This window comes from Bradyrhizobium sacchari, from assembly GCF_002068095.1.
Lineage (GTDB): Bacteria > Pseudomonadota > Alphaproteobacteria > Rhizobiales > Xanthobacteraceae > Bradyrhizobium > Bradyrhizobium sacchari.
In genome coordinates this window covers 199,411-221,701 of record NZ_LWIG01000014.1, presented here as the reverse complement: position 1 = coordinate 221,701, position 22,291 = coordinate 199,411, and the positions used below count along the sequence as shown (strand labels likewise).

22 protein-coding genes and 1 tRNA gene are annotated in these 22,291 nt (G+C 64.0%); 19 read left to right on the top strand and 4 right to left on the bottom strand.

Annotation, left to right across the window (positions count from 1 at the left end; all coding sequences use genetic code 11):
* From A5906_RS44720 to A5906_RS19840, 5 genes are all read left to right on the top strand, one after another.
* Positions 1-138, top strand: a 138-nt coding sequence (locus A5906_RS44720; protein WP_245326829.1) for an amidase family protein, incomplete at its 5' end; no start/stop codon positions are given.
* The gene (locus A5906_RS19860; RefSeq protein WP_150132784.1) at positions 135-431 is read left to right on the top strand and encodes a hypothetical protein; all 297 of its coding nucleotides are present in this window, start codon (positions 135-137) and stop codon (positions 429-431) included. The genes A5906_RS44720 and A5906_RS19860, both read left to right, overlap by 4 nt.
* Positions 428-1,906, top strand: a complete 1,479-nt coding sequence (gatB, locus tag A5906_RS19855; RefSeq protein ID WP_080137046.1) for an Asp-tRNA(Asn)/Glu-tRNA(Gln) amidotransferase subunit GatB — start codon at positions 428-430, stop codon at positions 1,904-1,906. The genes A5906_RS19860 and gatB overlap by 4 nt, the downstream gene beginning before the upstream one ends.
* Before the next feature lie 1,538 nt (positions 1,907-3,444).
* Positions 3,445-3,711: a hypothetical protein gene (locus tag A5906_RS19845; protein ID WP_014494734.1), complete on the top strand. Its 267-nt coding sequence runs from the start codon at positions 3,445-3,447 to the stop codon at positions 3,709-3,711.
* Positions 3,712-3,881: 170 nt separating this feature from the next.
* Positions 3,882-4,091, top strand: a complete 210-nt coding sequence (locus A5906_RS19840; protein WP_080137044.1) for a hypothetical protein — start codon at positions 3,882-3,884, stop codon at positions 4,089-4,091.
* Positions 4,092-4,243: 152 nt separating this feature from the next.
* On the opposite strand, the gene A5906_RS19835 is transcribed toward A5906_RS19840, so the two are convergent.
* Positions 4,244-4,336: transfer RNA gene (locus A5906_RS19835), tRNA-Ser, on the bottom strand.
* 871 nt (positions 4,337-5,207) lie between these two features.
* Between A5906_RS19835 and A5906_RS19830 the strand changes: the two genes are divergently transcribed.
* Positions 5,208-6,911, top strand: a complete 1,704-nt coding sequence (locus tag A5906_RS19830; protein WP_080137043.1) for a porin — start codon at positions 5,208-5,210, stop codon at positions 6,909-6,911.
* Between the two features lie 577 nt (positions 6,912-7,488).
* Here the strand turns inward: A5906_RS19830 and A5906_RS19825 are convergent.
* On the bottom strand, positions 7,489-9,876 hold the full coding sequence (locus A5906_RS19825; RefSeq protein ID WP_080137042.1) for a lytic transglycosylase domain-containing protein: 2,388 nt from the start codon (positions 9,874-9,876) through the stop codon (positions 7,489-7,491).
* Positions 9,877-10,156: 280 nt separating this feature from the next.
* Here A5906_RS19825 and dapA point away from each other — a divergent pair, with 280 nt between their 5' ends.
* The 4 genes from dapA (at position 10,157) to A5906_RS19805 (ending at position 12,650) form a co-directional block, all read left to right on the top strand.
* Positions 10,157-11,047, top strand: coding sequence for a 4-hydroxy-tetrahydrodipicolinate synthase (dapA, locus tag A5906_RS19820; RefSeq protein ID WP_080137041.1), 891 nt, complete (start codon positions 10,157-10,159; stop codon positions 11,045-11,047).
* 57 nt (positions 11,048-11,104) lie between these two features.
* Positions 11,105-11,518, top strand: a complete 414-nt coding sequence (mscL, locus tag A5906_RS19815; protein WP_080137300.1) for a large conductance mechanosensitive channel protein MscL — start codon at positions 11,105-11,107, stop codon at positions 11,516-11,518.
* Positions 11,519-11,590: 72 nt separating this feature from the next.
* The gene (gene smpB, locus A5906_RS19810) at positions 11,591-12,064 is read left to right on the top strand and encodes an SsrA-binding protein SmpB (protein WP_024341117.1); all 474 of its coding nucleotides are present in this window, start codon (positions 11,591-11,593) and stop codon (positions 12,062-12,064) included.
* Positions 12,065-12,068: 4 nt separating this feature from the next.
* Positions 12,069-12,650 carry a peroxiredoxin gene (locus A5906_RS19805; protein ID WP_080137040.1) on the top strand — a complete coding sequence of 194 codons (582 nt, stop codon included), beginning with the start codon at positions 12,069-12,071 and terminating at the stop codon, positions 12,648-12,650.
* Between the two features lie 25 nt (positions 12,651-12,675).
* Here the strand turns inward: A5906_RS19805 and A5906_RS19800 are convergent, their stop codons facing one another.
* Together A5906_RS19800 and A5906_RS19795 are read right to left on the bottom strand one after the other, a co-directional pair.
* The gene (locus A5906_RS19800; RefSeq protein WP_080137039.1) at positions 12,676-13,350 is read right to left on the bottom strand and encodes a uracil-DNA glycosylase; all 675 of its coding nucleotides are present in this window, start codon (positions 13,348-13,350) and stop codon (positions 12,676-12,678) included.
* Positions 13,331-13,978: a LabA-like NYN domain-containing protein gene (locus tag A5906_RS19795; protein ID WP_018644573.1), complete on the bottom strand. Its 648-nt coding sequence runs from the start codon at positions 13,976-13,978 to the stop codon at positions 13,331-13,333. Before A5906_RS19795 ends, A5906_RS19800 begins: the two co-directional genes overlap by 20 nt.
* Before the next feature lie 330 nt (positions 13,979-14,308).
* On the opposite strand from A5906_RS19795, the gene rpoZ reads away from it, so the two are divergent.
* From rpoZ to recO, 9 genes are all read left to right on the top strand, one after another.
* Positions 14,309-14,701 carry a DNA-directed RNA polymerase subunit omega gene (rpoZ, locus tag A5906_RS19790; protein ID WP_008133017.1) on the top strand — a complete coding sequence of 131 codons (393 nt, stop codon included), beginning with the start codon at positions 14,309-14,311 and terminating at the stop codon, positions 14,699-14,701.
* Between the two features lie 209 nt (positions 14,702-14,910).
* On the top strand, positions 14,911-17,196 hold the full coding sequence (locus tag A5906_RS19785; RefSeq protein WP_080137038.1) for a RelA/SpoT family protein: 2,286 nt from the start codon (positions 14,911-14,913) through the stop codon (positions 17,194-17,196).
* 45 nt (positions 17,197-17,241) lie between these two features.
* Positions 17,242-17,994, top strand: coding sequence for a pyridoxine 5'-phosphate synthase (locus A5906_RS19780; RefSeq protein ID WP_080137037.1), 753 nt, complete (start codon positions 17,242-17,244; stop codon positions 17,992-17,994).
* Complete coding sequence (gene acpS / locus A5906_RS19775; protein ID WP_080137036.1) at positions 17,991-18,410, top strand: holo-ACP synthase; 420 nt, start codon at positions 17,991-17,993, stop codon at positions 18,408-18,410. The genes A5906_RS19780 and acpS overlap by 4 nt, the downstream gene beginning before the upstream one ends.
* Before the next feature lie 249 nt (positions 18,411-18,659).
* On the top strand, positions 18,660-19,424 hold the full coding sequence (gene lepB, locus A5906_RS19770; protein WP_080137035.1) for a signal peptidase I: 765 nt from the start codon (positions 18,660-18,662) through the stop codon (positions 19,422-19,424).
* Complete coding sequence (gene rnc / locus A5906_RS19765) at positions 19,421-20,287, top strand: ribonuclease III (RefSeq protein WP_080137034.1); 867 nt, start codon at positions 19,421-19,423, stop codon at positions 20,285-20,287. Before lepB ends, rnc begins: the two co-directional genes overlap by 4 nt.
* On the top strand, positions 20,277-21,203 hold the full coding sequence (gene era, locus A5906_RS19760; RefSeq protein ID WP_080137033.1) for a GTPase Era: 927 nt from the start codon (positions 20,277-20,279) through the stop codon (positions 21,201-21,203). Before rnc ends, era begins: the two co-directional genes overlap by 11 nt.
* A 21-nt stretch (positions 21,204-21,224) precedes the next feature.
* Positions 21,225-21,605, top strand: coding sequence for a hypothetical protein (locus tag A5906_RS19755; protein ID WP_080137032.1), 381 nt, complete (start codon positions 21,225-21,227; stop codon positions 21,603-21,605).
* Between the two features lie 159 nt (positions 21,606-21,764).
* On the top strand, positions 21,765-22,291 hold a 527-nt coding region (gene recO / locus A5906_RS19750), incomplete at its 3' end, for a DNA repair protein RecO (protein ID WP_245326828.1).

The window sequence follows — 22,291 nt, the reverse complement described above, 5'->3', positions numbered from 1 at the left end:
CCCGCCGGCAAGGACGCACAGGGCCTGCCGCTCGGCCTGCAGTTGATCGGCCGTCCCTTCGACGAGGAGACGCTATTCTCGCTCGGCGAGGTGATCGAGCAGGCGGCCGGCCGCTTCACGCCCGCGAGGTGGTGGTGAATGTCGCTGGCTTCATCGCAAGCCTCGACGGCGCGGCGCCCGCGCCGGAGCTGAACGCGCCGCTCAAAGGCCTCTGGTGGGCCGCGAAGGGCGACTGGGAGCAGGCGCACAAGATCGTTCAGGACGACAACGGCCGTGATGCGGCCTGGGTGCACGCATATCTGCACCGCGTCGAAGGCGATCTCGGCAATGCCGGCTACTGGTACCGCCAGGCCGGCAAGCCCGCGGCAAAGGATTCATTGGAAGCGGAGTGGGAGCGGATCGCTGCCACGCTGCTCGGGAGCAAGACATGAGCACGGCCACGCACAAGCTTCTCAAAGGCGCCACCGGTGACTGGGAGATGGTCATCGGCATGGAGATCCATGCGCAGGTGACCTCGAACGCAAAACTGTTCTCGGGTGCTTCCACCGCGTTCGGGGGCGAGCCGAACAGCCATGTGTCGCTGGTCGATGTCGCGATGCCGGGCATGCTGCCCGTCATCAACGAGGAATGCGTCAGGCAGGCTGTCCGGACCGGGCTCGGTCTCAACGCCAAGATCAATCTGCGGTCGGTGTTCGATCGGAAAAACTATTTCTATCCGGACCTGCCGCAGGGCTACCAGATCAGCCAGTACAAATCGCCTGTCGTGGGCGAGGGTGAGGTGATCGTCGATCTCGACGGCGGCCGCAGCGTCACCATCGGCATCGAGCGCCTGCATATCGAGCAGGATCCCGGCAAAATGCTGCACGACCAATCGCCGTCGCTGTCCTTCATCGACTTCAATCGTTGTGGCGTGGCGCTGATGGAGATTGTCTCGAAACCGGACATCCGCGACGCCGAGCAGGCCAAGGCCTATGTGACCAAGCTGCGCTCGATCATGCGCTACCTCGGCACCTGTGACGGTGACATGGAAAAGGGGTCCCTGCGCGCCGACGTCAACGTCTCTGTGCGGCGCCCAGGCGGGCCGCTCGGTACCCGCTGCGAAATCAAGAACATGAACTCGATCACCTTCATCGGCCAGGCGATCGAGTACGAAGCGCGGCGCCAGATCGAGATCATCGAGGATGGTGGGCAGATCGAGCAGGAAACGCGTCGGTTCGATCCCAACAAGGGCGAGACACGCTCGATGCGGTCGAAGGAAGAGGCGCACGACTATCGCTACTTCCCCGATCCCGACCTGTTGCCGCTGGAGTTAAGCCAGGCGTTCGTCGACGAGCTGAAGGCGAAGCTGCCGGAATTGCCGGACCAGAAGAAGGCGCGTTTCGTCGGAGACTTCGGCCTGTCGGCCTATGACGCGAGCGTGCTGGTCGCCGAGCGCGAGAGCGCGGTGTTCTACGAGACGGTGCTCGACAAGCTCGCCAACCGCGCGCGCGACGGCAAGATGGCGGCGAACTGGGTGATCAACGAGCTGTTCGGCCGTCTCAACAAGGAAGGACGGGATATTACGGGCTCTCCGGTGAGCGCCGAGCAGCTCGCTGCGATCATCGACCTGATCGGCGAGGGCACGATCTCGGGCAAGATTGCCAAGGATCTGTTCGAGATCGTCTGGCAGGAAGGCGGCGACCCCCGCGCGCTGGTCGAAAGCCGCGGCATGAAGCAGGTCACCGACCTCTCCGCGATCGAGAAGGTGGTCGACGACATCATCGCGGCCAATCCCGACAAGGCCGCGCAGGTGAAGGACAAGCCGCAGTCGCTCGGCTGGTTCGTCGGCCAGGTGATGAAGGCGTCCGGCGGCAAGGCCAATCCGCAGAGCGTCAACGACCTGCTCAAGTCCAAGCTCGGCGTCTAGCCTCACGCGTTCGAACGAGGTGACGGACACGCTTCGTCACCCGCGATGGGTTCGAGGATGCGACGCACGCACGCATCCTCGAACGGCAAACATCACCCGCTCAAGGCGCGCAGCGCCGCCGAATCGCCGTCGCGCGATTCGCGCAAAACGGCGACTTGCACACGCTCAGACGGGCGCTTCCGCCGTTAAGCATGAAAATAATTTCGTTGCCAAAATTCGCGACTCAGAGTCCGCGACTCGCCTCCGCGAGGTGATCACGCGCGCTGCAGCGCGCTTCACCGCGCAGATCGTGCGTGATGTGCACGCGCAAAATATCACTTGCTGCATAGAGTTTTTTGCAATCGTCGCGGTTGCCGACGTCGATGCCGCGAGACGCATTTGCAATTGTCGACGCGTCTGTCTGCGTGTCGGCAAATCAAGCGCGGCTGGCGCACGCGCACTGCGTCGTCAACACTTCCTTAAGTGAGAAGATGTTTTTTTCGTCGTGTTGGTGTATTCGGGGTGAGTGCATTCGATCCCCGAGTGCACGCAGCGATTAAAGCCATCTCACACATCGGAGGGCAACATGGCCAAGAAAGCGAAGAAGGCGAAGAAGGCGAAGAGCGCAGTGAAGAAGACTGCGAAGAAGACCCGCAAGGTCGCGAAGAAGAAGAAGTAACTTCGCTTCTGAAGTTGCCGGCTCTTGAAGCAGCCGGCACGTCATCAGCACCTCCCAGAGGTTCTGGTCGACGATAGAGGGTGTCGGCGAGACATCAGGTCAACGGTCGGGTCGTTCTCTTCGCGGCCCGGCAGAAGAAACGAGTTTTCTTCGTTCGGTGCGGTTCTCCTTGCGGGGCTCCGCAATTTCACAAATGGCCTTCGGGCCAACGTGGAATCTGGTCCTGACGTGTTCGCCGACGCCCTCGTTCCTGAGGCCGGGGTATTGCCGGCATTCCCTTTCCCGACATTGCTGATCTGATTGCGACGTGGTCGCGTTGCCTTGGCCGTTGCCCTGCGGCAGGCGAGGGCTGCGGCCCGATTGCGGGCTGTTGGCGCGACGCTTCTCCATTCGCGCTGTCTTCCACCCGGCTCCGACCGGGCGATCCGGTACGCCGAGATGGCGGCGGTTGAATCAATGGGCCGCGGCGTAGGGGATTCCCCGCCGGAGCCTGTCATCGGGCTCGCCGAAGGCGAGACCCGGTGGCGGGGAATGACAGGGCGGACGCGGCCCGCCTCCGCGCGCGATGGTTATCGTTCTCCCAAAATCGCAGGGTAAACCGAATCTGACGAATCCCAGAAGTGCCTGCAAGACAGGCGCTTTCTGGATTCTCCGTGCCGGCGGCACGCCCGCGCGTTTACATCTGCTTCATCGCGATACTTAAACTGCCATTCAAATTTGCCCGCCATCATCGCCTCCAACAAGCCGGCAAACGGCTTGAGCAAGAAGACTCAGGGGATGAGTTGAACAGTGCACGATCCCAGAAGGGACCATGCACATCGGAGTTGGACGGGAGCCGCGCTCGGGGGAACGAGGCGGCACAAGAAGAAGGGGATGCGTTATGTTTCAGGGTACTTTCGATCTCGAGACGGCGACGCCGATCGACGCGAGCGCGCTGTCGGACGTGCTGTTCGAGCGCGGGATCTATTGGGCGAGCGGCCGCTCCGGCCTCGTCGATCTCGTCGCCGCGCACAAATGGTTCAACCTCGCCGCGCTGAAGGGCCGCAAGGACGCCGTGGCGCTCCGCCAGGAAGTCGCCGGCCAGATGTCGGACGCCGAGATCTCGGCCGCGCAGCGCGAGGCGAGGGCGTGGGTTTCGGCCCACTAGGACCATCTCTGTTCCGATGGATTCGGAACGGGGCTCCAGGTCTCTAGGCGTCCACTTCGCTCGAAAACGCCTTGAGCGGAGAAACGCGTCCGGCCCCGTGTTTTCACGGGGGGAACTTGTTGCGCTGAGTCAATTGTTTCGCCGTGCCGCCGCCTATGACCCGACGCGGTATGAGCACCCGTGACACGAATGGACAATGGCTGCCGATTCAGATCGCGCCCGATGATTGCGATCTGGAACTCGGACGGCCGCACAAGACGGGCATCGTGCCCTGGAGCTTTCCGGCCCGGCGCAGGTCCGGCGTCTGGTTCAATGTCTGGGCCAACGAGCCGGTGCTGATCTCGCCCTCGCATTGGCGCATCTGGCGGTCCGGCCGCTAGGCGCGGACACACATATATAAGGTCACCTATAAGGTCATCGCGAACCGGGCCTGAGCTCGGCGGTCCTGATTCCGTGCGCGGAGCCTACGCAACCGTTCGGCACTCGCCGTCAGGTGAATGAACCCACAGGAACCTTTGATTCTGCCGCTGGGTGGCGGAGAGGGAGGGATTCGAACCCTCGATACAGCTTGAGACCGTATGACGCTTTAGCAAAGCGTTGCCTTCAGCCACTCGGCCACCTCTCCGGTGCGAGCCTTATGCCTCTAATTACTCGGGCCGGTCAATTTGTAAGCGCGTGTTTGCGCTCGAATATTCCCAGCGATCTTCGAAACGAAGCGGCTTGCCCCCACGGCGAGATCATGACGCCACGAAAACGGACGCAGGGCCGCACCGTCTGAGATGTGCAGCAAAGACGGCTTTCGTGTGTGAGAACATCCTCTGCATACATAAGTGAATGAAGTTACTTGGAAATCTGTTGGCAACGCGCGGGTGAAAGGCTGCCCAGGGTTCAAGCCCCTCGTCACCGCCAGCCGAGTCTGTCGGCCCCGACGCATTAATCCCCCACTATTCATTGGCAAGTGTTCGCCGCGCGCCGAGGGCGGCGCCGCGGCTGCGCCTGAGCCAGGTGGCGGTCAGATCGGGTGTCTCGGAGGGGGCTGCCCCTTCTCCTTAACTCTTCTTCTGATTCCACGATTCGACTGTGTCAAAGCGAGTTCAGACGCGACGTCGTCCGCTGGCGCCTCAGCTGGGGAATTTTGATGGCAAATGGAACCGGCAAATAAAGCCAAATAAAAACAGTGGGTTACAAGGTCGCTTCGATCACATCTGCGTGTTATTTGTGCAACACCCATCGGAAAACACGCTCCATAGGCCCGCTTCGGAGCGTTCTGTTGTTGTGTGTGCAAGGACGTTCGGTAATTGTGACTGAGCGACGGAGGGGGGCATCCCGAGGTCGTCCCGTTTTAGGTGGTTCGCTTAAGTCCCTCGCGTTCAGCGGGTGTGTCCGAAGGCGCGAAGCGGCTAAGCGGTGAGTTAAGGGACAAGGGAACCAACCTTAGGGTGTCGTCACCCAGCGGATCCGGAACCTTCCCTATAGAGCAAACTTGGAGGTTTAACATGAAGTTGGTTAAGAGCCTTTTGCTCGGTTCAGCGGCGGGTCTGATCGCCGTTGGCGGAGCGCAGGCAGCCGATCTCCCCGTGAAGGCCAAGGCGGTCGAATACGTGAAGATCTGCTCCCTGTACGGTGCCGGATTCTACTACATCCCGGGCACTGACACCTGCATCAAGCTGGGTGGTTATCTGCGCGCTGAAGTCGCGCTGAACACCAACTCGGACATCGCTGCGCAGCAGAACGTCTCGACGCAGGGCGCCAACGGTGCTCGTAACCGTCTGACGAACTACTACACCATGCGCGCTCGTGAAGACCTCAACATCGACACGCGCACCGCGACCGAGTACGGCGTCGTCCGTACCTTCTTCGACGGCGTGTTCTCGTGGACGACCGGCAACTACGTCGGCACCAACAGCGTGTTCGGCGGAACGGCCTACTCGGGCACTCTGGCCGCAGGCGCTGCCAGCGCGAACAACGCCTCGCTCGGCAACGGTGTCACCCTTTACGGCTCGCCCTCCGGCAGCGTGAACGGCACCGACGGCAACACCTCGGGCGGTTCGCTCGGCGTGTACTATGCCTTCATCCAGTTCGCCGGCTTCACGATGGGTAAGGCCGTGTCGCAGTTCGACGCGCCCTGGACCAACTATCCCGGCAACAACTTCGACGGTCTCGTCGGCGGCTCCGGCACGGTTACCGGTGTGAACCAGTTCACCTACACCGCTGACTTCGGTCAGGGCGTGACGGCTGCGTTCTCGGCGGAAGACGTCACCCAGTACTATCAGGCTGGCAACGTCAACCTGAGCGGCATCTCGGCGCTGTCGATCGTTGGCGGTTCCTTCGGCACCACCAACAACGGCATCGGCGGCTCGCGTTCGCCGAACCTCGTTGCCATGGTTCGCGTCGATCAGGCTTGGGGTCTCTTCCAGGCATCGGTCGCTGCCAAGGACAACCACGTTGCCTACTACGGCACCACTGAGGCCAGCGGCCACCCCGACGACAAGTGGGGTTGGGCAGTGCAGCTCGCTCTGTCGATCAAGAACATCCCGACCGGTGCGGGTGACGTGATCAACATTTCGGGCGTCTACACCGACGGTGCGACCCGCTACAACTTCCAGAACCTGGCGGGCAGCAACTACTCGATGTGGGGTGCTAACGGCAACGGCGCTGCTTACGGCAGCGTGGGCTTCGGCTTCGCTCCGGATACGGTCTACGCTGGCGGCGGCGCCATCGGCTTCAGCCAGCAGGAGACTGTGAAGACCTGGGGCTTCCGCGGTGCTTACACCCACAACTGGGACCCCTACTGGAATACGGCAATCTACGGCGCTTATGCCGGTACCCAGTTCGGTTCGCTCGCCAAGTCGGTGGTCTGCAGCACGAACGGTTTCTTCTCGACCTCCGCTGCGTCGGGCGTCGGTGCGACCGCAGCGCTTAACGGCTGTAACCCGGACTTCCGGGTTGCCCAGGTGGGTATCATCACCCGCTGGACCCCCGTCAAGAACCTGACGTTCTCGGCTGACTTGACCTGGCAGCATCTCGACACCGGCTACAGCGGCGACATCACGCTGCCGTCGGCTCAGGCCGTCGTGGGCGCAGCCGTTGTGAACGGCGCGGGTTCGCCGGTCGCAGCTGCGGCGAAGCCGACTGCTACGTACTCGATCAAGGACCAGGACTCTCTGACCCTGCTCCTCCGCGCTCAGCGCAACTGGTAAGTTCGGTCTAACGACCTGACAGAGAGCCCCGGCGGGAAACCGCCGGGGCTTTTCTTTTGTGTGGTCTCATCTGCTGGCGGTCAGCGGGCGAGCGGTGACGCCAAGCCTTGGTCGCAGGAACGGACTCGGTGCCGGCTCGTGATACAAAGGAGGCCGCATATGAAAGACGCCGCCAACTGAGGCGACCTCTCACAGCCAGATCGAAGACCCGTCCTTATTTCAGGTCGAGGGCTAGGAGCTTTCGACGCTGGTCCAGCCGCTCTCCATCCTGTTGCTTTGGCCTTCGTAGAAGGTCTTGAAGCCGAGAACGCTTCTGCAGTTCTGGACGCGGCCCCGGACAGGGAGCATCCGAACCAAGGGCCGCTGCTGGTTGGGGCTGCGACCTTGATCGGCGCGACCGGACGATCGATGTGGAGACGAGAGCAAGCGCAGACATCACCAACGCCTTCATTCATGTCGCTTGGGACAGCAGATTTCTCCCCGGAGGGATGCTGCCAGAGCGCGTAGGGGCGCCATGCTCAATCCAGACATATCTGGCGATTGAGGTGGCGTGTCTGCTCTCGAGAGAAGGGGGGCGCTATTCCACGCTGCCGGCGCCGCGGCGCAAATCGGCCTCGATCTGCAGCCGCGTGCCGCCGCCGAAGCGGGCGCGGTAGACCTGAAGGTTCTCCATGATCCGCTGCACGTAATTGCGTGTCTCTGAGAAGGGAATCAGCTCGACCCAGTCGACCGCATCGACCTTGGGGTCGCGCGGATCGCCGTAGCGATCGACCCACTTCTTCACGCTGCCCCGGCCGGCATTGTAGGCGGCGAAGGTCATGATGTAGGAGCCGCGATAGTCCTCGAGCAGCCCGCCGAGTTCAGCCGAACCGAGCGTGGCGTTGTAGACCGAATCGTTCTTGAGCCGCCCCAGATCGTAGGTCGCGCCGTGCCGCTTGCAGACATAGCGCGCCGCATCCGGCGTCACCTGCATCAGCCCGTAGGCCTGCGCCGGCGAGACCACCGACGGGTTGAACGCGCTCTCCTGCCGCGCAATCGCGTAGACGATGCTGCGCTCGACCTCGGGGCCGATCGGCGTGAACTGCGGAATGCCGTTGACGGGGTAGGCGTAGAAGTCGAACGGCAGGCCACGGTTGAGCGCGGCCTTGCCGAGCAGCAGCATGCCGCGTGCGTCGCTGTAGCGCTGGGTCAGCTCGCCGAGGCCCGCGAGCGCCTCGGGATCGCCGTTCTCGCCCATGTCGGCCAGCATCGGCACCGCCATCTCGCGTTCGTCGAGCTCGTAGAGCAGTTGCGCCGCACGCACGATCTCCAGCCGCTCGGCGCCGCGGCCGCGCGGCTGGCTGTTGAGCTCGATCTGCGGCAGCCCCAGTTTTGCGCGCGCGAGCTGGCCGTAATAGCTGGTGGACTGCTCGGCTGCCCGCGCATAGGCGTTGCGCGCCTCCTGCTGGCGGCCCGCCGCTTCCGCAGCGCGGCCCTGCCAATAGCCGGCGCGCGCCAGCGTCGTCGGATTGACGCTGCCGACGCCGATGCGGGCGAAATGCTGGGTCGCCGTCGCGGGGTCGTTGAGGAAGCGCAGCGCGATCCAGCCCGCGGTGAATTCCTGCTCGGTCTTGTAGATGTCGCGGGAGGGCAGGGCCGCATCGCGCGCGATCAGATAGGCGCTGCGGAACTCCTCGGTGTCGATCATCTTGCGCGCCAAAAGGCGCCGCTCGATCCACCATTCGTCGAGATTGTAGAGCCGGTTCGGATCCTTCGGCGCCGACAGCATCAGCTGGGCGGCCTCAGTGAACTTCTCCTCGCGGCGCAACAGCTGGATTTTGCTGAAGAGGAAGCCCGGATCGTTGTGCAGCTCGCGCGGCACCGCCTCGAGCAAGGCGCGCGCGTTCGGCGCCTTCTTGACCGAGGCGATGCGGGCCTTGGCGAGCGCGACATAGCCGGCGCCGAGGCGCTTTGCAGCGCGGAGCGCGGCCTCGTTCTCGCTGCCGTAGAGCAGGGTGTCCATCCGCGCCTTCTGGTCGCCCGCCGTGAGCAGGGCACCGAACTGGTCGAGCGCGTTGTTCTCGGTGTCCTCCGACATCGGATCGCTGCGCCAGGCCTCGCGTACCAGCCGCTCGGCATTGGCGCGGTCGCCGCGTGCCAGCATCGCCTTGGCGAGCGTGAAGCGGCCCTTGGCGGACACCGGGGATTCGTTCTCGAACCACGACCACGCGACGGAATCATCGCGCCTGTCGTCCCACATCGCAGCCTCGAGGCGGCGGCGCAGGAAGGTTTGCGACGGCCAGCTCGGATTGGCCGAGAGGAAGGCGCGGTAGCGCTCGACGGTGGCGCCATTATCCTCGCTGCGCAGGATGATCCATTCCGCAAGTTTTCGCGCGACGGGATCGGAAATGGAGGCGGCGTAATTGCTGGCATCGCCCGACTTGCGCTTGCGTACGAGCTCGATGACGTTCTCCAGCGTGTCCTTGTCGGCTTGCGACGTCGACGAGGTCGCTGCGACCGCGGCCGGCGTGACCGGCTTGCGCGGTGCGGCGTGCTGGCGGGTCGCCGGCGCCAGCACAGGAGCTGCGATGGGTTTTGCGGGGGCCGGGGCGGTCGGCCTGACGGTCGCCGTCACGGCCGGGGCGGGTGTGGTCCTGGCGGGCGAGCTGTGGGCGGCCGGCTGTGATTTTGGCGCGGGGGCCGCGGCCGCTGGCTTCGGCTTGTCCTTGCCGGTGTCCTTGCCGGCGTCCTTGGCTGCATCCTTGGCCGGCTTCTTCGCTGCGTCCTTGGCCGGGCCGGCAGCCGCCCCCTTGCTCGAACCCTTCGCGGCGTCCTTGCCGGTTCCCTTCGCCGTGTCCTTCGCCGTGTCCTTGGCTGCTCCTTTGGCGGGATCCTTGGCAGCTTGCTTCGCGGGTTCCTTGGTCCCGTCCGCGGGCGTCTCGTTGGACTTGGCCAAGGCGGCGCAGCCGACCGACAGCCCGGCCATCAGGCTCACGACCAGACCGGCAGATCGCCAGGCGGCACGAGGAAAGGAGGTCACGGCGTTTCGTCGCCCCGAATCAGTGAAGTGGCTCAAGATCTAGCTGAATCTGATTGAATATGCGGACAAAATACCAACAGCCGCTTACTTCCGGCGGGTTTGCACCACCACCGCGGCAAAATCGCGGCCTAAACGGTGCGTCGCCGGGCAGCGGCCCTTTTACCGGCGGGATAGACCCGATATGTATGGGGCTTGCTCTCAAGATTGCCGCGTACGGAGGAAGTCCATGGTAGCCAAGACGAAATTCCGGGGATCGTTCACCGCCTTGGTCACGCCGTTCAAGAACGGCTCGGTGGACGAGGCGGCGTTCCGCTCCCTGGTGAACTGGCAGATCTCGGAGGGCACCAATGGCCTCGTCCCGGTCGGCACCACCGGCGAGAGCCCCACGCTGAGCCACGATGAGCACAAGAAGGTCGTTGAATGGTGCATCGCCGAAGCCAAGGGCCGCGTGCCTGTCATCGCGGGCGCCGGCTCCAATTCGACCCAGGAGGCGATCGAGCTCTCCCAGCACGCCGAGAAGGCGGGCGCGGACGCCGTGCTGATCGTGACGCCCTATTACAACAAGCCGACCCAGGAAGGGATGTATCAGCACTTCAAGGCGATCAACGATGCGATCGGGATCCCGATCATCATCTACAACATCCCGCCGCGCTCGGTGATCGACATGTCGGTCGACACCATGAAGCGGCTGTGGGAGCTGAAGAACATCGCCGGCGTCAAGGACGCAACCGCCAGCATGGTGCGCGTGTCGCAGCAGCGCGCGGCGCTGGGCGAGGACTTCAACCAGCTCTCGGGCGAGGATGCCACCATCATCGGCTATATGGCCCATGGCGGCCATGGCTGCATCTCGGTGACCTCGAACGTCGCGCCGCGCCTGTGCTCGGAGTTCCACGCCGCCTGGCAGAAGGGCGACACCAAGGCCGCGCTTGCGATCCACGACAAGCTGATGCCGCTGCATAACAACCTCTTCATCGAGAGCAACCCGTCGCCGATCAAGTATGCGATGTCGCTGCTCGGCAAGCTCGACGAGACGCTGCGGCTGCCGATGGTGCCTGTCTCCGAGCCGACGCGCGTTGCGGTGCGCAGTGCCATGGTGCATGCCGGCCTCATCAACTGAGGCGGTAGGCTTTCGGGGGAGCTGGTCATGAGCGGGGTCGACGAAAAGGGCATGCGGATGCTCAAGGAGTTCCGCGAGTTCGCCATGAAGGGCAACGTCGTCGATCTCGCGGTCGGCGTCATCATCGGTGCGGCCTTCGGCGCCATCGTCACGTCGCTGGTCGGTGACGTCATCATGCCGATCATCGGCGCTGCAACAGGCGGCCTCGACTTCTCGAACTACTTCATCCCCTTGTCGAAGGCGGTGACCGCCACCAACTTGGCGGATGCGAAAAAGCAAGGTGCGGTGCTTGCTTACGGCAGCTTCCTGACGCTGACGATCAACTTCATCATCGTCGCTTTCGTGCTGTTCCTGGTGATCCGCGCCATGAACACGCTGAAGCGCAAGGAGGAGGCGGCGCCCGCGGAGCCGCCGAAGCCGTCGGCGGAGGTCGTGCTGCTCACCGAGATCCGCGATCTCCTCAAGAAGTGACGCGCGCGCTTCATCCAAACTGTTAGCTTACGCGTTCATCCCGATCAGGTTCGACTCCCAGGTTTCACCGTCATGGCCGACAAGAACGAACGTCCGATCAAGGTCATGGCGGAAAATCGCAAGGCCCGCTTCAACTATGCGATCGAGGACACGATCGAGGCGGGCATTGCGCTGACCGGCACCGAGGTCAAGTCGATCCGCAACGGCAAGAGCACGATCGCGGAATCCTACGCCGATTCCAAGAACGGCGAGATCTGGCTGATCAACGCCACCATTCCCGAATATCTGCAGGGCAACCGCTTCAATCACGAGCCCAAGCGGCCGCGAAAGCTGCTGCTGCATCGCCGGCAGATCAACAAGCTGATGGGCGCGGTCGACCGCGAGGGCATGACGCTGATCCCTCTCAAGCTGTACTTCAACGAGCGCGGCCGCGCCAAACTGCAGCTCGCGGTTGCAAAGGGCAAGAAGCTGCACGACAAGCGCGAGAGCGAGAAGAAGCGAGACTGGAGCCGGGAGAAGGGCCGGCTGATGCGGGCGAGAGGGTAACGAGATGAATCAACGGAACCTGCTCGAGGTCGACTGGAGCCAGATTCCGGCGCCCACCGATGACGGCGGTGCCGCACATCTGACGGGCATGACGTTGCCTCCGATCGGCCTGCTCGCCACTGACGACAGGTCGGTGACGCTGTCGGCGCTGCGCGGCCGGACCGTGGTGTTCGCCTATCCGCGCACCGGCGAGCCGGGCAAGATCGCGCTGGTGGACGATTGGGACATGATCCCGGGTGCGCGCGGCTGCACGCCGCAGACCTGCGCATTCCGTGATCTGTTCGCCGAGCTGAAGGCTGCCGGTGCCGCCCAGGTGTTCGGCCTCTCGACCCAGAGCAATGCCTACCAGACCGAGATGGCCTCGCGCCTGCATCTGCCATTCCCGGTGCTGTCGGACGAGAAGCTCGCGCTGACGCGCGCGCTGAATTTGCCGACCATGGAGGTTGCCGGCCTGACCCTGATCAAGCGCCTCGCCTTGATCATCGACGATGCCAGGATCACGCATGTGTTCTATCCGGTGTTTCCGCCCGACCGGAACGCCGGCGACGTGCTGGACTGGCTGAAGGCCAATCCCGCCAGGGCCTGATCCAGGGCAAGGCCTGGTCCAAGGCTTAGTCGAGGTCGGCCTTGATCCTCGCGAACACCGACCGGAACATGTCGGCGGTCAGCACGCCGGTGTTCGTGTTGTAGCGCGAGCAGTGATAGCTGTCGTACAGCTTGAACGCGCCGGCCTGATGCACCGCGCCGTGCCCAAAGGGGGCCTGCGAGGCCTTCAGCTTCAGCGGCTTGAGCACGCTGTCGTGCGCAATCCGGCCGAGCGCGACGATGGCGCGCAGTTTCGGCATCGTCTCGAGATTCGCGACGAGAAACTGGCGGCAGGTGTTGATCTCGACCGGCAGCGGCTTGTTCTGCGGCGGCACGCAATGCACGGCATTGGCGATGCGGCAGTCGACCAGCTTCAGCCCGTCATCGGGCCGCGCCTGATAGTTTCCTTTGGCAAAGCCGTATTCGAGCAGCGTGGCGTAGAGCAGGTCGCCGGCATAGTCGCCGGTGAACGGACGGCCGGTGCGGTTGGCGCCCTGCATGCCCGGCGCGAGGCCAACGATCAGCAGGCGTGCCGTGATGTCGCCGAAGGGCGCAACCGGAGCGTTGTGCCACAGCGGCTCGCGAGCGCGATTCGCCTCGCGAAAGGCGGCCAGGCGCGGGCAGAGCGGACAGTCACGGTCGGGAACGAGGGTGGGGGGCTGGCGGCTTGACCGGACCGCCTCACTCCTCGAAGTCGTCATCGCCCCTCGGCGCCATGGTGGTCGCGCGCTGGAGGAACTGCGGGGCATGGTGGCGTCCCTCGCCACGCTCGCCGCGGTCGCGCGGGGCTGGGCGTTCGGACGGGTCGCGGCCGAGCTTGGATTGCAGCTCGACGAGGTCGGTGAAGACGTCGGCCTGGCGGCGCAGCTCGTCGGCGATCATCGGCGGCTGGCTGGCGATGGTGGAGACCACGGTCACCCGTACGCCACGGCGCTGGACGGCCTCGACCAGGGAGCGGAAGTCGCCGTCACCGGAGAACAGCACCATCTGGTCGATGTGCTCGGCGAGCTCCATGGCATCCACGGCGAGCTCGATGTCCATGTTGCCCTTGACCTTGCGGCGGCCGGAGGCGTCGATGAATTCCTTGGTCGCCTTGGTGACGACGGTGTAGCCGTTGTAGTCGAGCCAGTCGATCAGGGGGCGGATCGAGGAGTATTCCTGATCCTCGATGATGGCGGTGTAGTAGAACGCCCGCAGCAGCGTCCCGCGGCTCTGAAACTCCTTCAGCAGGCGCTTGTAGTCGATGTCGAAGCCCAGGGTTTTCGCCGTCGCGTAGAGATTGGCCCCGTCGATGAAGAGCGCGATCTTGTTGGTAGGAGAAGGTGACATTCAGTTTGCTCGCGTAGTGTGTCGTGATTGATCGTTTATTGTTGGCGCGGGGGCAGCCGGCCGCGCAGTCCCAAGGTGGCGCCTAAACCCGTCGAATCCGCAAATCCGGAGAAGTCGGGGCAATCAAGGTATAGTTATGGCGGACTCTCATATGCCCGGCGCCGCCCTTGTTGGCGGCCCGGGAAATCACCCATCCCAGCCGTAATGTGGGGGTATCAGAGCCATTTGGCGAGGCCAAATCACAAATTAGCCTTGCGAAACCGCCTTGGTCCCTATAACTAGCCCCAATCATCCACATATTTCGTCCCACCCACAACGGAGCGACAGTCCATGGCTCGCGTCACCGTAGAAGATTGTATCGACAAGGTCGACAACCGGTTTGACCTGGTCCTGCTGGCTGCCCACCGCGCCCGCATGATTTCGTCAGGTTCACAACTAACGGTTGACCGCGATAACGACAAGAACCCTGTTGTGTCTTTGCGCGAAATTGCCGACACGACCATCTCGCCGGAGGACCTCCGCGAGGAGCTGGTGCACTCGCTCCAGAAGTTCGTCGAGGTCGACGAGCCCGAGCCGGATACGGTGCCGCTGATCGGTTCCGCCGGCGCCAGCGTCGATGCGGACGATACCGAAGTTGCCGTTGAGCGCATGACCGAAGAGGAGCTCCTGAAGGGCCTCGAAGGCCTCGCGCCGCCGGAAGAGCAGCCCGAGGAGGACGAGTAAATCGTCCCGTCGCAATCGTCGACTTCTTGTGATCATATCAAAGGCCCGAACCGTTGTTCGGGCCTTTGCTTTTGTTGGCGTTTTCGTGGTTACCATAGTGTTGTCGGTCGGCGCCGCGCACCTGTCTTCGAATTGATCGGACGCGCGCGCGATCGGAGCTAAGATGTATACAACGGGCTGCCTGATGGCCCGTTTGAAGGCAGGACGGCATGGTATATCGGCGCCGGAGATCAACGCAGATGCAGGCCGCAACCGAATCGGTTGCCGTGGCCCCGACTGCGCCGGTGGTGCGCCCGGCAAAGCCGCGCGCGCGCATGATGCGTCAATATGACCTCGTCGAACGCGTCAGGTCGTACAATCCCAACACCAACGAAGATTTGCTGAACCGTGCTTATGTCTACGCCATGAAGGCGCACGGCTCGCAGACGCGGGCCTCGGGCGATCCGTATTTCTCGCATCCGCTCGAAGTGGCGGCGATTCTCACCGACTTGAAGCTCGACGATGCCACCATCGTGGCCGCGCTGCTGCACGACACGATCGAGGACACCGAGGCGACGCGGGCCGAGATCGACCAGATCTTCGGGCCCGAGATCGGCGCGCTGGTCGAGGGCCTGACCAAGCTGAAGCGGCTGGAGCTGGTGTCGCGCGAGGCCAAGCAGGCCGAGAACCTGCGCAAATTGTTGCTGGCGATTGCCGACGATGTCCGCGTGCTGCTGATTAAGCTTGCCGACCGCCTGCACAACATGCGCACGCTGGAATTCGTGCCGACGGAATCGCGCAGGCGCATCGCTGAGGAGACGCTCGACATCTATGCACCGCTCGCGGGGCGCATGGGCATGCAGGAAATGCGCGAGGAGCTGGAGGATCTGTCCTTCCGCACCCTCGACCCCGAGGCCTATTCGGTGGTGATGCAGCGGCTCGATGCGCTCGCCGAGCGCAACCGCAACCTGATCGGCGAGATCGAGGACCAGCTCTCCAACAATCTGCGCCACCGCGGCCTGGGGGCGCGGGTCTACGGCCGCCGCAAGAAGCCGTTTTCGATCTGGACCAAGATGGAGCGCAAGTCGATCGGCTTCGAGCAATTGTCGGATATCTTCGGCTTTCGCGTCGTCGTGAACGACGTCGAGGCGTGCTACCGCGCGCTCGGCATCGTTCACACCACCTGGCCGGTCGTGCCGGGCCGCTTCAAGGACTACATCTCGACGCCGAAGCAGAACGACTACCGCTCGATCCACACCACCGTGATCGGTCCGGGCAACCAGCGCGCCGAGCTCCAGATCCGCACCGAAGAGATGGACCAGATCGCCGAGCGCGGCATTGCCGCGCACGTGTTCTACAAGGAGGGCGCGGGCTCGCCGACCGAATACCTCAAGCGCGAATCCAACGCGTTCGCCTGGCTTCGCCATACCGTCGGCATCCTGTCGGAGAGCGCCAATCCCGAGGAATTCCTCGAGCACACCAAGCTCGAGCTGTTCCACGACCAGGTGTTCTGCTTCACCCCGAAGGGCAAGCTGATCGCGCTGCCGCGCCATGCCAACGTGATCGACTTCGCCTATGCCGTCCATACCGACGTCGGCAACAGCGCCGTCGGCTGCAAGATCAACGGCAAGTTCGCGCCCCTGTCCTCAGAGCTGCAGAACGGCGACGAGGTCGAGGTGCTGACCTCCGAAGCGCAGTCGGCGCCCCCATCCGCCTGGGAAACGCTGGCGATTACCGGCAAGGCGCGCGCCGCGATCCGCCGCGCCACGCGCACCGCCGTGCGCGACCAATATGTCGGCCTCGGCCGGCGCATCGTCGAGCGACTGTTCGAGCGTGCCAAGATCGAATACGCGGACGACAAGCTCAAGGGCGCGTTGCCGCGGCTGGCGCGCACCTCGATCGAGGACGTCATGGCGGCCGTCGGGCGCGGCGAGATCAAGGCGTCCCACGTCGCGCGCGCAATGTATCCCGATTACAAGGAGGAGCGTGTCGCCCGTTACGGCATCAAGAAGGGCCTCGCCGCCAAGCTCAAGGAGAAGCCGTCCGAGCCGCCGCGCAGCCCGGTCGCGATCCCGATCCGCGGCATCAATTCCGACCTGCCGGTGAAGTTCGCACCGAACGGCGGCGCGGTGCCCGGCGACCGCATCGTCGGCATCGTCACCCCGGGGGAGGGCATCACGATCTACCCGATCCAGGCGCCGGCCCTGAAGGATTTCGAGGAAGAGCCGGAACGCTGGCTGGATGTGCGCTGGGACATCGAGGACACCGCGCCGCAGCGCTTCCCGGCCCGTATCAAGGTCGAGAACGTCAACGAGCCCGGCGCGCTCGCGCAGATCGCGACCGTGATCGCCGAGCACGACGGCAACATCGACAATATCAGCATGCAGCGCCGCTCGCCCGATTTCACCGAGACGACGATCGACCTCGAGGTCTACGACCTGAAGCACCTGAGCGCGATCCTCGCCCAGCTGCGCGCGAAGGCGGTCGTCGCCCGTGTCGAACGTGTTAATGGATAGACGCATCTCGCATGCGTCCGTCGCCTTGATTTCGTGAGTCCCGAAATGCCCGCAACTCCGCTCCGCCTCGGCGTCAATATCGACCACGTTGCAACCGTGCGTAACGCGCGCGGCGGCCGCCATCCCGATCCGGTGCGCGCCGCGCTGCTGGCGATCGAGGCCGGCGCCGACGGCATCACGGCGCACTTGCGCGAGGATCGCAGGCACATCCGCGACGAGGACATGGCGCGGCTGAAGGCGGAGATCTCCAAGCCGCTGAATTTCGAGATGGCGGCGACCGACGACATGATGCGGATCTCGCTGGCCACCAGGCCGCATGCGGTGTGCCTGGTGCCGGAGCGGCGCCAGGAAGTGACGACCGAAGGCGGGCTCGATGTCGTCGGCCAGCACAATGCGCTCGCACCCTATATCGCGCGGCTGAGCGATGCCGGTATCCGGGTCTCGCTGTTTATTGCGGCGGACCCTGCGCAGATCGAGATGGCGGCGCGGCTGCGCGCGCCTGTGATCGAGATCCATACCGGCGCCTGGTGCGATGCCGTCGTCGACGGCCACACCGACAAGGCCGCGACCGAATGGCAGCGGATCGTGGCGGGGGCGAAGCTGGCGAAGGCCGCAGGGCTGGAGGTTCATGCCGGCCATGGGCTCGACTATGCGACGGCGGAGACGATCGCGGCGCTGCCCGAGATCATGGAGCTCAACATCGGCTACTACATGATCGGCGAAGCGCTGTTCGTGGGCCTTGCCGAGACGGTGCGCAGCATGCGGGCGGCGATGGACCGCGGCCGGAGCCGGGCATGATCATCGGCATCGGCTCCGACCTGATCGACATCACCCGCGTCGCCAAGGTGATCGAGCGCCACGGCGAGCGCTTCCTCGACCGCATCTTCACCGCGGCCGAGCGGGCCAAGGCCGAGCGGCGGGCCAAGAACGAGAAGATGGTGGTGGCGACCTATGCCAAGCGTTTCGCCGCCAAGGAGGCCTGCTCCAAGGCGCTCGGCACCGGTATCCGCCGCGGCGTCTGGTGGCGCGACATGGGGGTGGTCAACCTGCCGGGGGGACGGCCGACCATGCAACTCACGGGCGGGGCTCTGGCCCGGCTCCAGGCCCTGACGCCGGAGGGATTCGAGCCGCGGATCGATCTGTCGATCACCGATGACTGGCCGCTCGCGCAGGCCTTCGTCATCATTTCCGCGGTCCCGCTGGCCAAGCCCTGACCATTCAATGGCCATTTTATAATTCTTGTTAAAAATCAATATCTTGCGCAGTTTTGGTGCGATCCTTGATTGCGTGGCTCCCGACAACCGTCTAAAAGTCCGCCGACACAAATCAGGCTGGGCGAATTCGGCTTTACGCCGGAATTGGCCCTCATTATCAGAATCAGGACAATCTCCTTGCGCCGCGAAGCGATGGGCCGTTCGCGGGAGGAGGGCGCTCTGTGATCGCCGGCCGGAATTGAGAGAGCAATGAGCGTGACTTCGGGAACGAAAACTGAGAGCGGCTTCGGCGAAACGATCCGGGTCGTGATCCATGCTCTCCTGATCGCGCTCGTGATCCGCACCTTCCTGTTCCAGCCGTTCAACATCCCCTCGGGGTCGATGAAGGCGACACTGCTGGTCGGCGACTATCTCTTCGTCTCGAAATATTCCTACGGCTATAGCCACTATTCGATCCCGTTCTCGCCGCCGCTGTTCTCGGGGCGGATCTGGGGCTCGGACCCGAACCGGGGCGACATCGTCGTGTTCCGCCTGCCGAAGGACGACTCCACCGACTACATCAAGCGCGTGATCGGCCTTCCCGGCGACCGCATCCAGATGCGGGACGGCCTGCTCTACATCAACGACACGCCGGTCGAGCGGCAGCGCATGAGCGAATATGTCGGCGAGGATCCGTGCGGCGCCGAAGGCGGCGGCATCTCACGGGTGAAGCGCTGGAAGGAGACGCTGCCGAACGGCGTGTCCTACGAGACGCTGGATTGCGCCGACAACGGCTACATGGACAACACCAACGTCTATACCGTGCCGGCCGGCCATTTCTTCATGATGGGCGATAATCGCGACAACTCGACCGACAGCCGCTTCCTCGGCCAGGTCGGCTATGTGCCGCAGGAGAATCTGATCGGTCGCGCCCAGATGATCTTCTTCTCGATCGCCGAAGGCGAGCATGCCTGGATGTTCTGGCGCTGGCCTTGGGCCGTGCGCTGGAATCGCTTCTTCAAAATCGTCCGATGAAAGACGAAGCCAAGGACATCACGACCGAACCGATCGACGCGCAAGCCGTCCCTGAGGGCGAAGCTGCCGCCAAGACGCTTGCGACCAAGAATCCTGAAGCAAAGACTCCCGAAGCTAAGACGCCTGCGAAGAAGAAGCGGGCGCGCAGCAGCAAGGCCAAGGGCTCGGACGCGAATGCGGCGCTCGAGGCGCGCATCGGCCACGGCTTCGCTGACCCGAACCTCCTGATGCAGGCGATCACGCACGTCTCGGCGCTGAAGTCCGGCCGCAAGCGCGGCGACAGCTATCAGCGGCTCGAATTCCTCGGCGACCACGTGCTCGGTCTGGTCGTCTCCGACATGCTCTATCATGCCTTCCCGAACGCCGATGAGGGCGAGCTGTCCAAGCGCCTCGCCGAGCTGGTGCGCAAGGAAAGCTGCGCGGACGTCGCCAAGTCGCTCGGCCTGCTCGACGACATCAAGCTCGGCTCGGTCGGCTCCAGCGCCGATGCTCGCTTACGCAAATCCATCCTCGGTGACATCTGCGAGGCCGTGATCGGCGCCATCTTCCTGGACGGCGGTCATGCCGCGGCGGCCGAGTTCGTCAGGCGCAACTGGACCGAGCGCATGCACAAGCCGCGGCGTCCGCTCCGCGATCCCAAGACCGTGCTGCAGGAATGGGCGCAGGGCAAGGGCCTGCCGACGCCGGTTTACCGGGAGGTCGAGCGCACCGGCCCGCATCATGATCCGCAATTCCGCGTCGCCGTCGACCTGCCGGGCCTCGCGTCGGCCGAAGGCATTGGCGGCAGCAAGCGCGCGGCAGAGAAGGTGGCGGCCTCGGTGATGATCGAACGTGAAGGTGTTGGCGGCGGCAATGACGGCTGAAGCAAGCGGCGAGGCGCCGACTGCGACGCGCTGCGGTTTCGTCGCGTTGATCGGCGCGCCCAATGTCGGCAAGTCCACGCTGGTCAACGCGCTGGTCGGGGCCAAGGTCACGATCGTCTCGCGCAAGGTGCAGACCACGCGCGCGCTGATCCGCGGCATTGTCATCGAGAACAACGCGCAGATCATTCTGGTCGACACGCCGGGCATCTTCTCGCCCAAGCGCAGGCTGGACCGCGCGATGGTCTCGACCGCCTGGAGCGGGGCGCATGACGCCGATCTCGTCTGCGTGCTGCTCGATGCCAAGGCCGGCATTGATGAAGAGGCCGATGCGATCCTCGCCAAGGCCGCCAGCGTCAACCACGAGAAGATCCTGGTCATCAACAAGGTCGACCTGGTCCAGCGCGAAAAGCTTTTGGCGCTGGCGCAGGCCGCCAATGAGCGGATGAAGTTCGCCAAGACCTTCATGATCGCGGCGATCTCGGGCGACGGCGTCGACGACATCCGCACGACGCTCGCCGAGATGGTGCCGCCCGGCCCATTCCTTTATCCCGAGGACCAGATGTCGGACGCGCCGATGCGGCAGCTGGCGGCCGAGATCACCCGCGAAAAGATCTATCAGAAGCTGCACCAGGAATTGCCCTACCAGTCCACGGTCGAAACCGACAAGTGGGAGGAGCGCAAGGACAAGTCGGTGCGCATCGAGCAGACGATCTTCGTCGAGCGCGAAAGCCAGCGCAAGATCGTGCTCGGCAAGGGCGGCGCCACCATCAAGTCGATCGGCGCGGACTCGCGCAAGGAGCTGATGCAGATCCTCGATGTGCCGGTGCATCTGTTCCTGTTCGTCAAGGTGCGCGAGAACTGGGGTGACGATCCCGATCGCTACCGCGAGATGGGCCTGGACTTCCCCAAAGAATAACCAAGAAAAGATCGGCATTCGATGAGCGTACCCGCCAACGTCCGGCGCTTCGAAGCGCTGCTGTATGCATCGTTGATGCTGGATGCCGTCTCGGTCGCGGTGCAGGACCGCACGCCCAATGCCGAGATGACCGAGCAGATGATCATGACGGCGACCTTGCTCGCCGGCGGCATGATCCTGCTGCTCGTCTATTTCGTCTGGCTGGCGGCGCGTTGGCGCAAGAACTGGCCGCGTTGGGTGCTGGCGGCAGCGCTGGTGCTGTCGGTGATCTCGCTCGGCCAGATCATTGGCGAGAAGGGCATGGAGCTCGACAGCGCCATCGAAATCGTCTCCTGCGTGCTGACGACGATGGGCCTGTATTTCTCCTTCACCGGCGACGCGCAGGGCTGGTTCAACGCGTGAGTTGAGATGTTTCGTCATTCCGGGCGATGCGCAGCGTCGAACTGGGGTGCGCCATTGCGCACCTGAGAATCTCGAGATTCCGGGTTTGCCCCTTCGAGGCGCCCGGAATGACGGGAGACGGCGCTGCGCTCCTGACTGGAATCCGCTACACTTCCGCCCATGGAATGGACCGACGAAGGCATCGTGCTGGGCGTGCGGCGGCATGGCGAGAGCAGCGCCATCGTCGAGCTCCTGACGCGCGCGCACGGCCGGCATCTCGGCCTCGTGCGCGGTGGCGCCAGCTCGCGGCTGCGGCCGCTGCTGCAACCCGGCAACAGCGTCAGCGCGGTATGGCGGGCACGGCTCGACGAGCATCTCGGCACCTACGCCATCGAAGGGCTGAAGCTGCGCGCGGCGACGCTGCTGGGATCGTCCCACGGGGTCTATGGTGTCACCCATCTCGCCTCGATCGCACGGCTCCTGCCGGAGCGCGATCCGCATGAGGAGATCTTTGCGCTGCTCGAACATTCGCTCGACGATTTCGACGACATCGGCAGCGCGGCGGTGCATCTCATTCACTTCGAGCTGGCGATGCTTGCCGAGCTCGGCTTCGGGCTCGCGCTGGAGAATTGCGCGGTCACCGGCGAGACCACCGACCTGATCTACGTCTCGCCCAAATCCGGCGGGGCGGTATCTCGCGGTGCAGG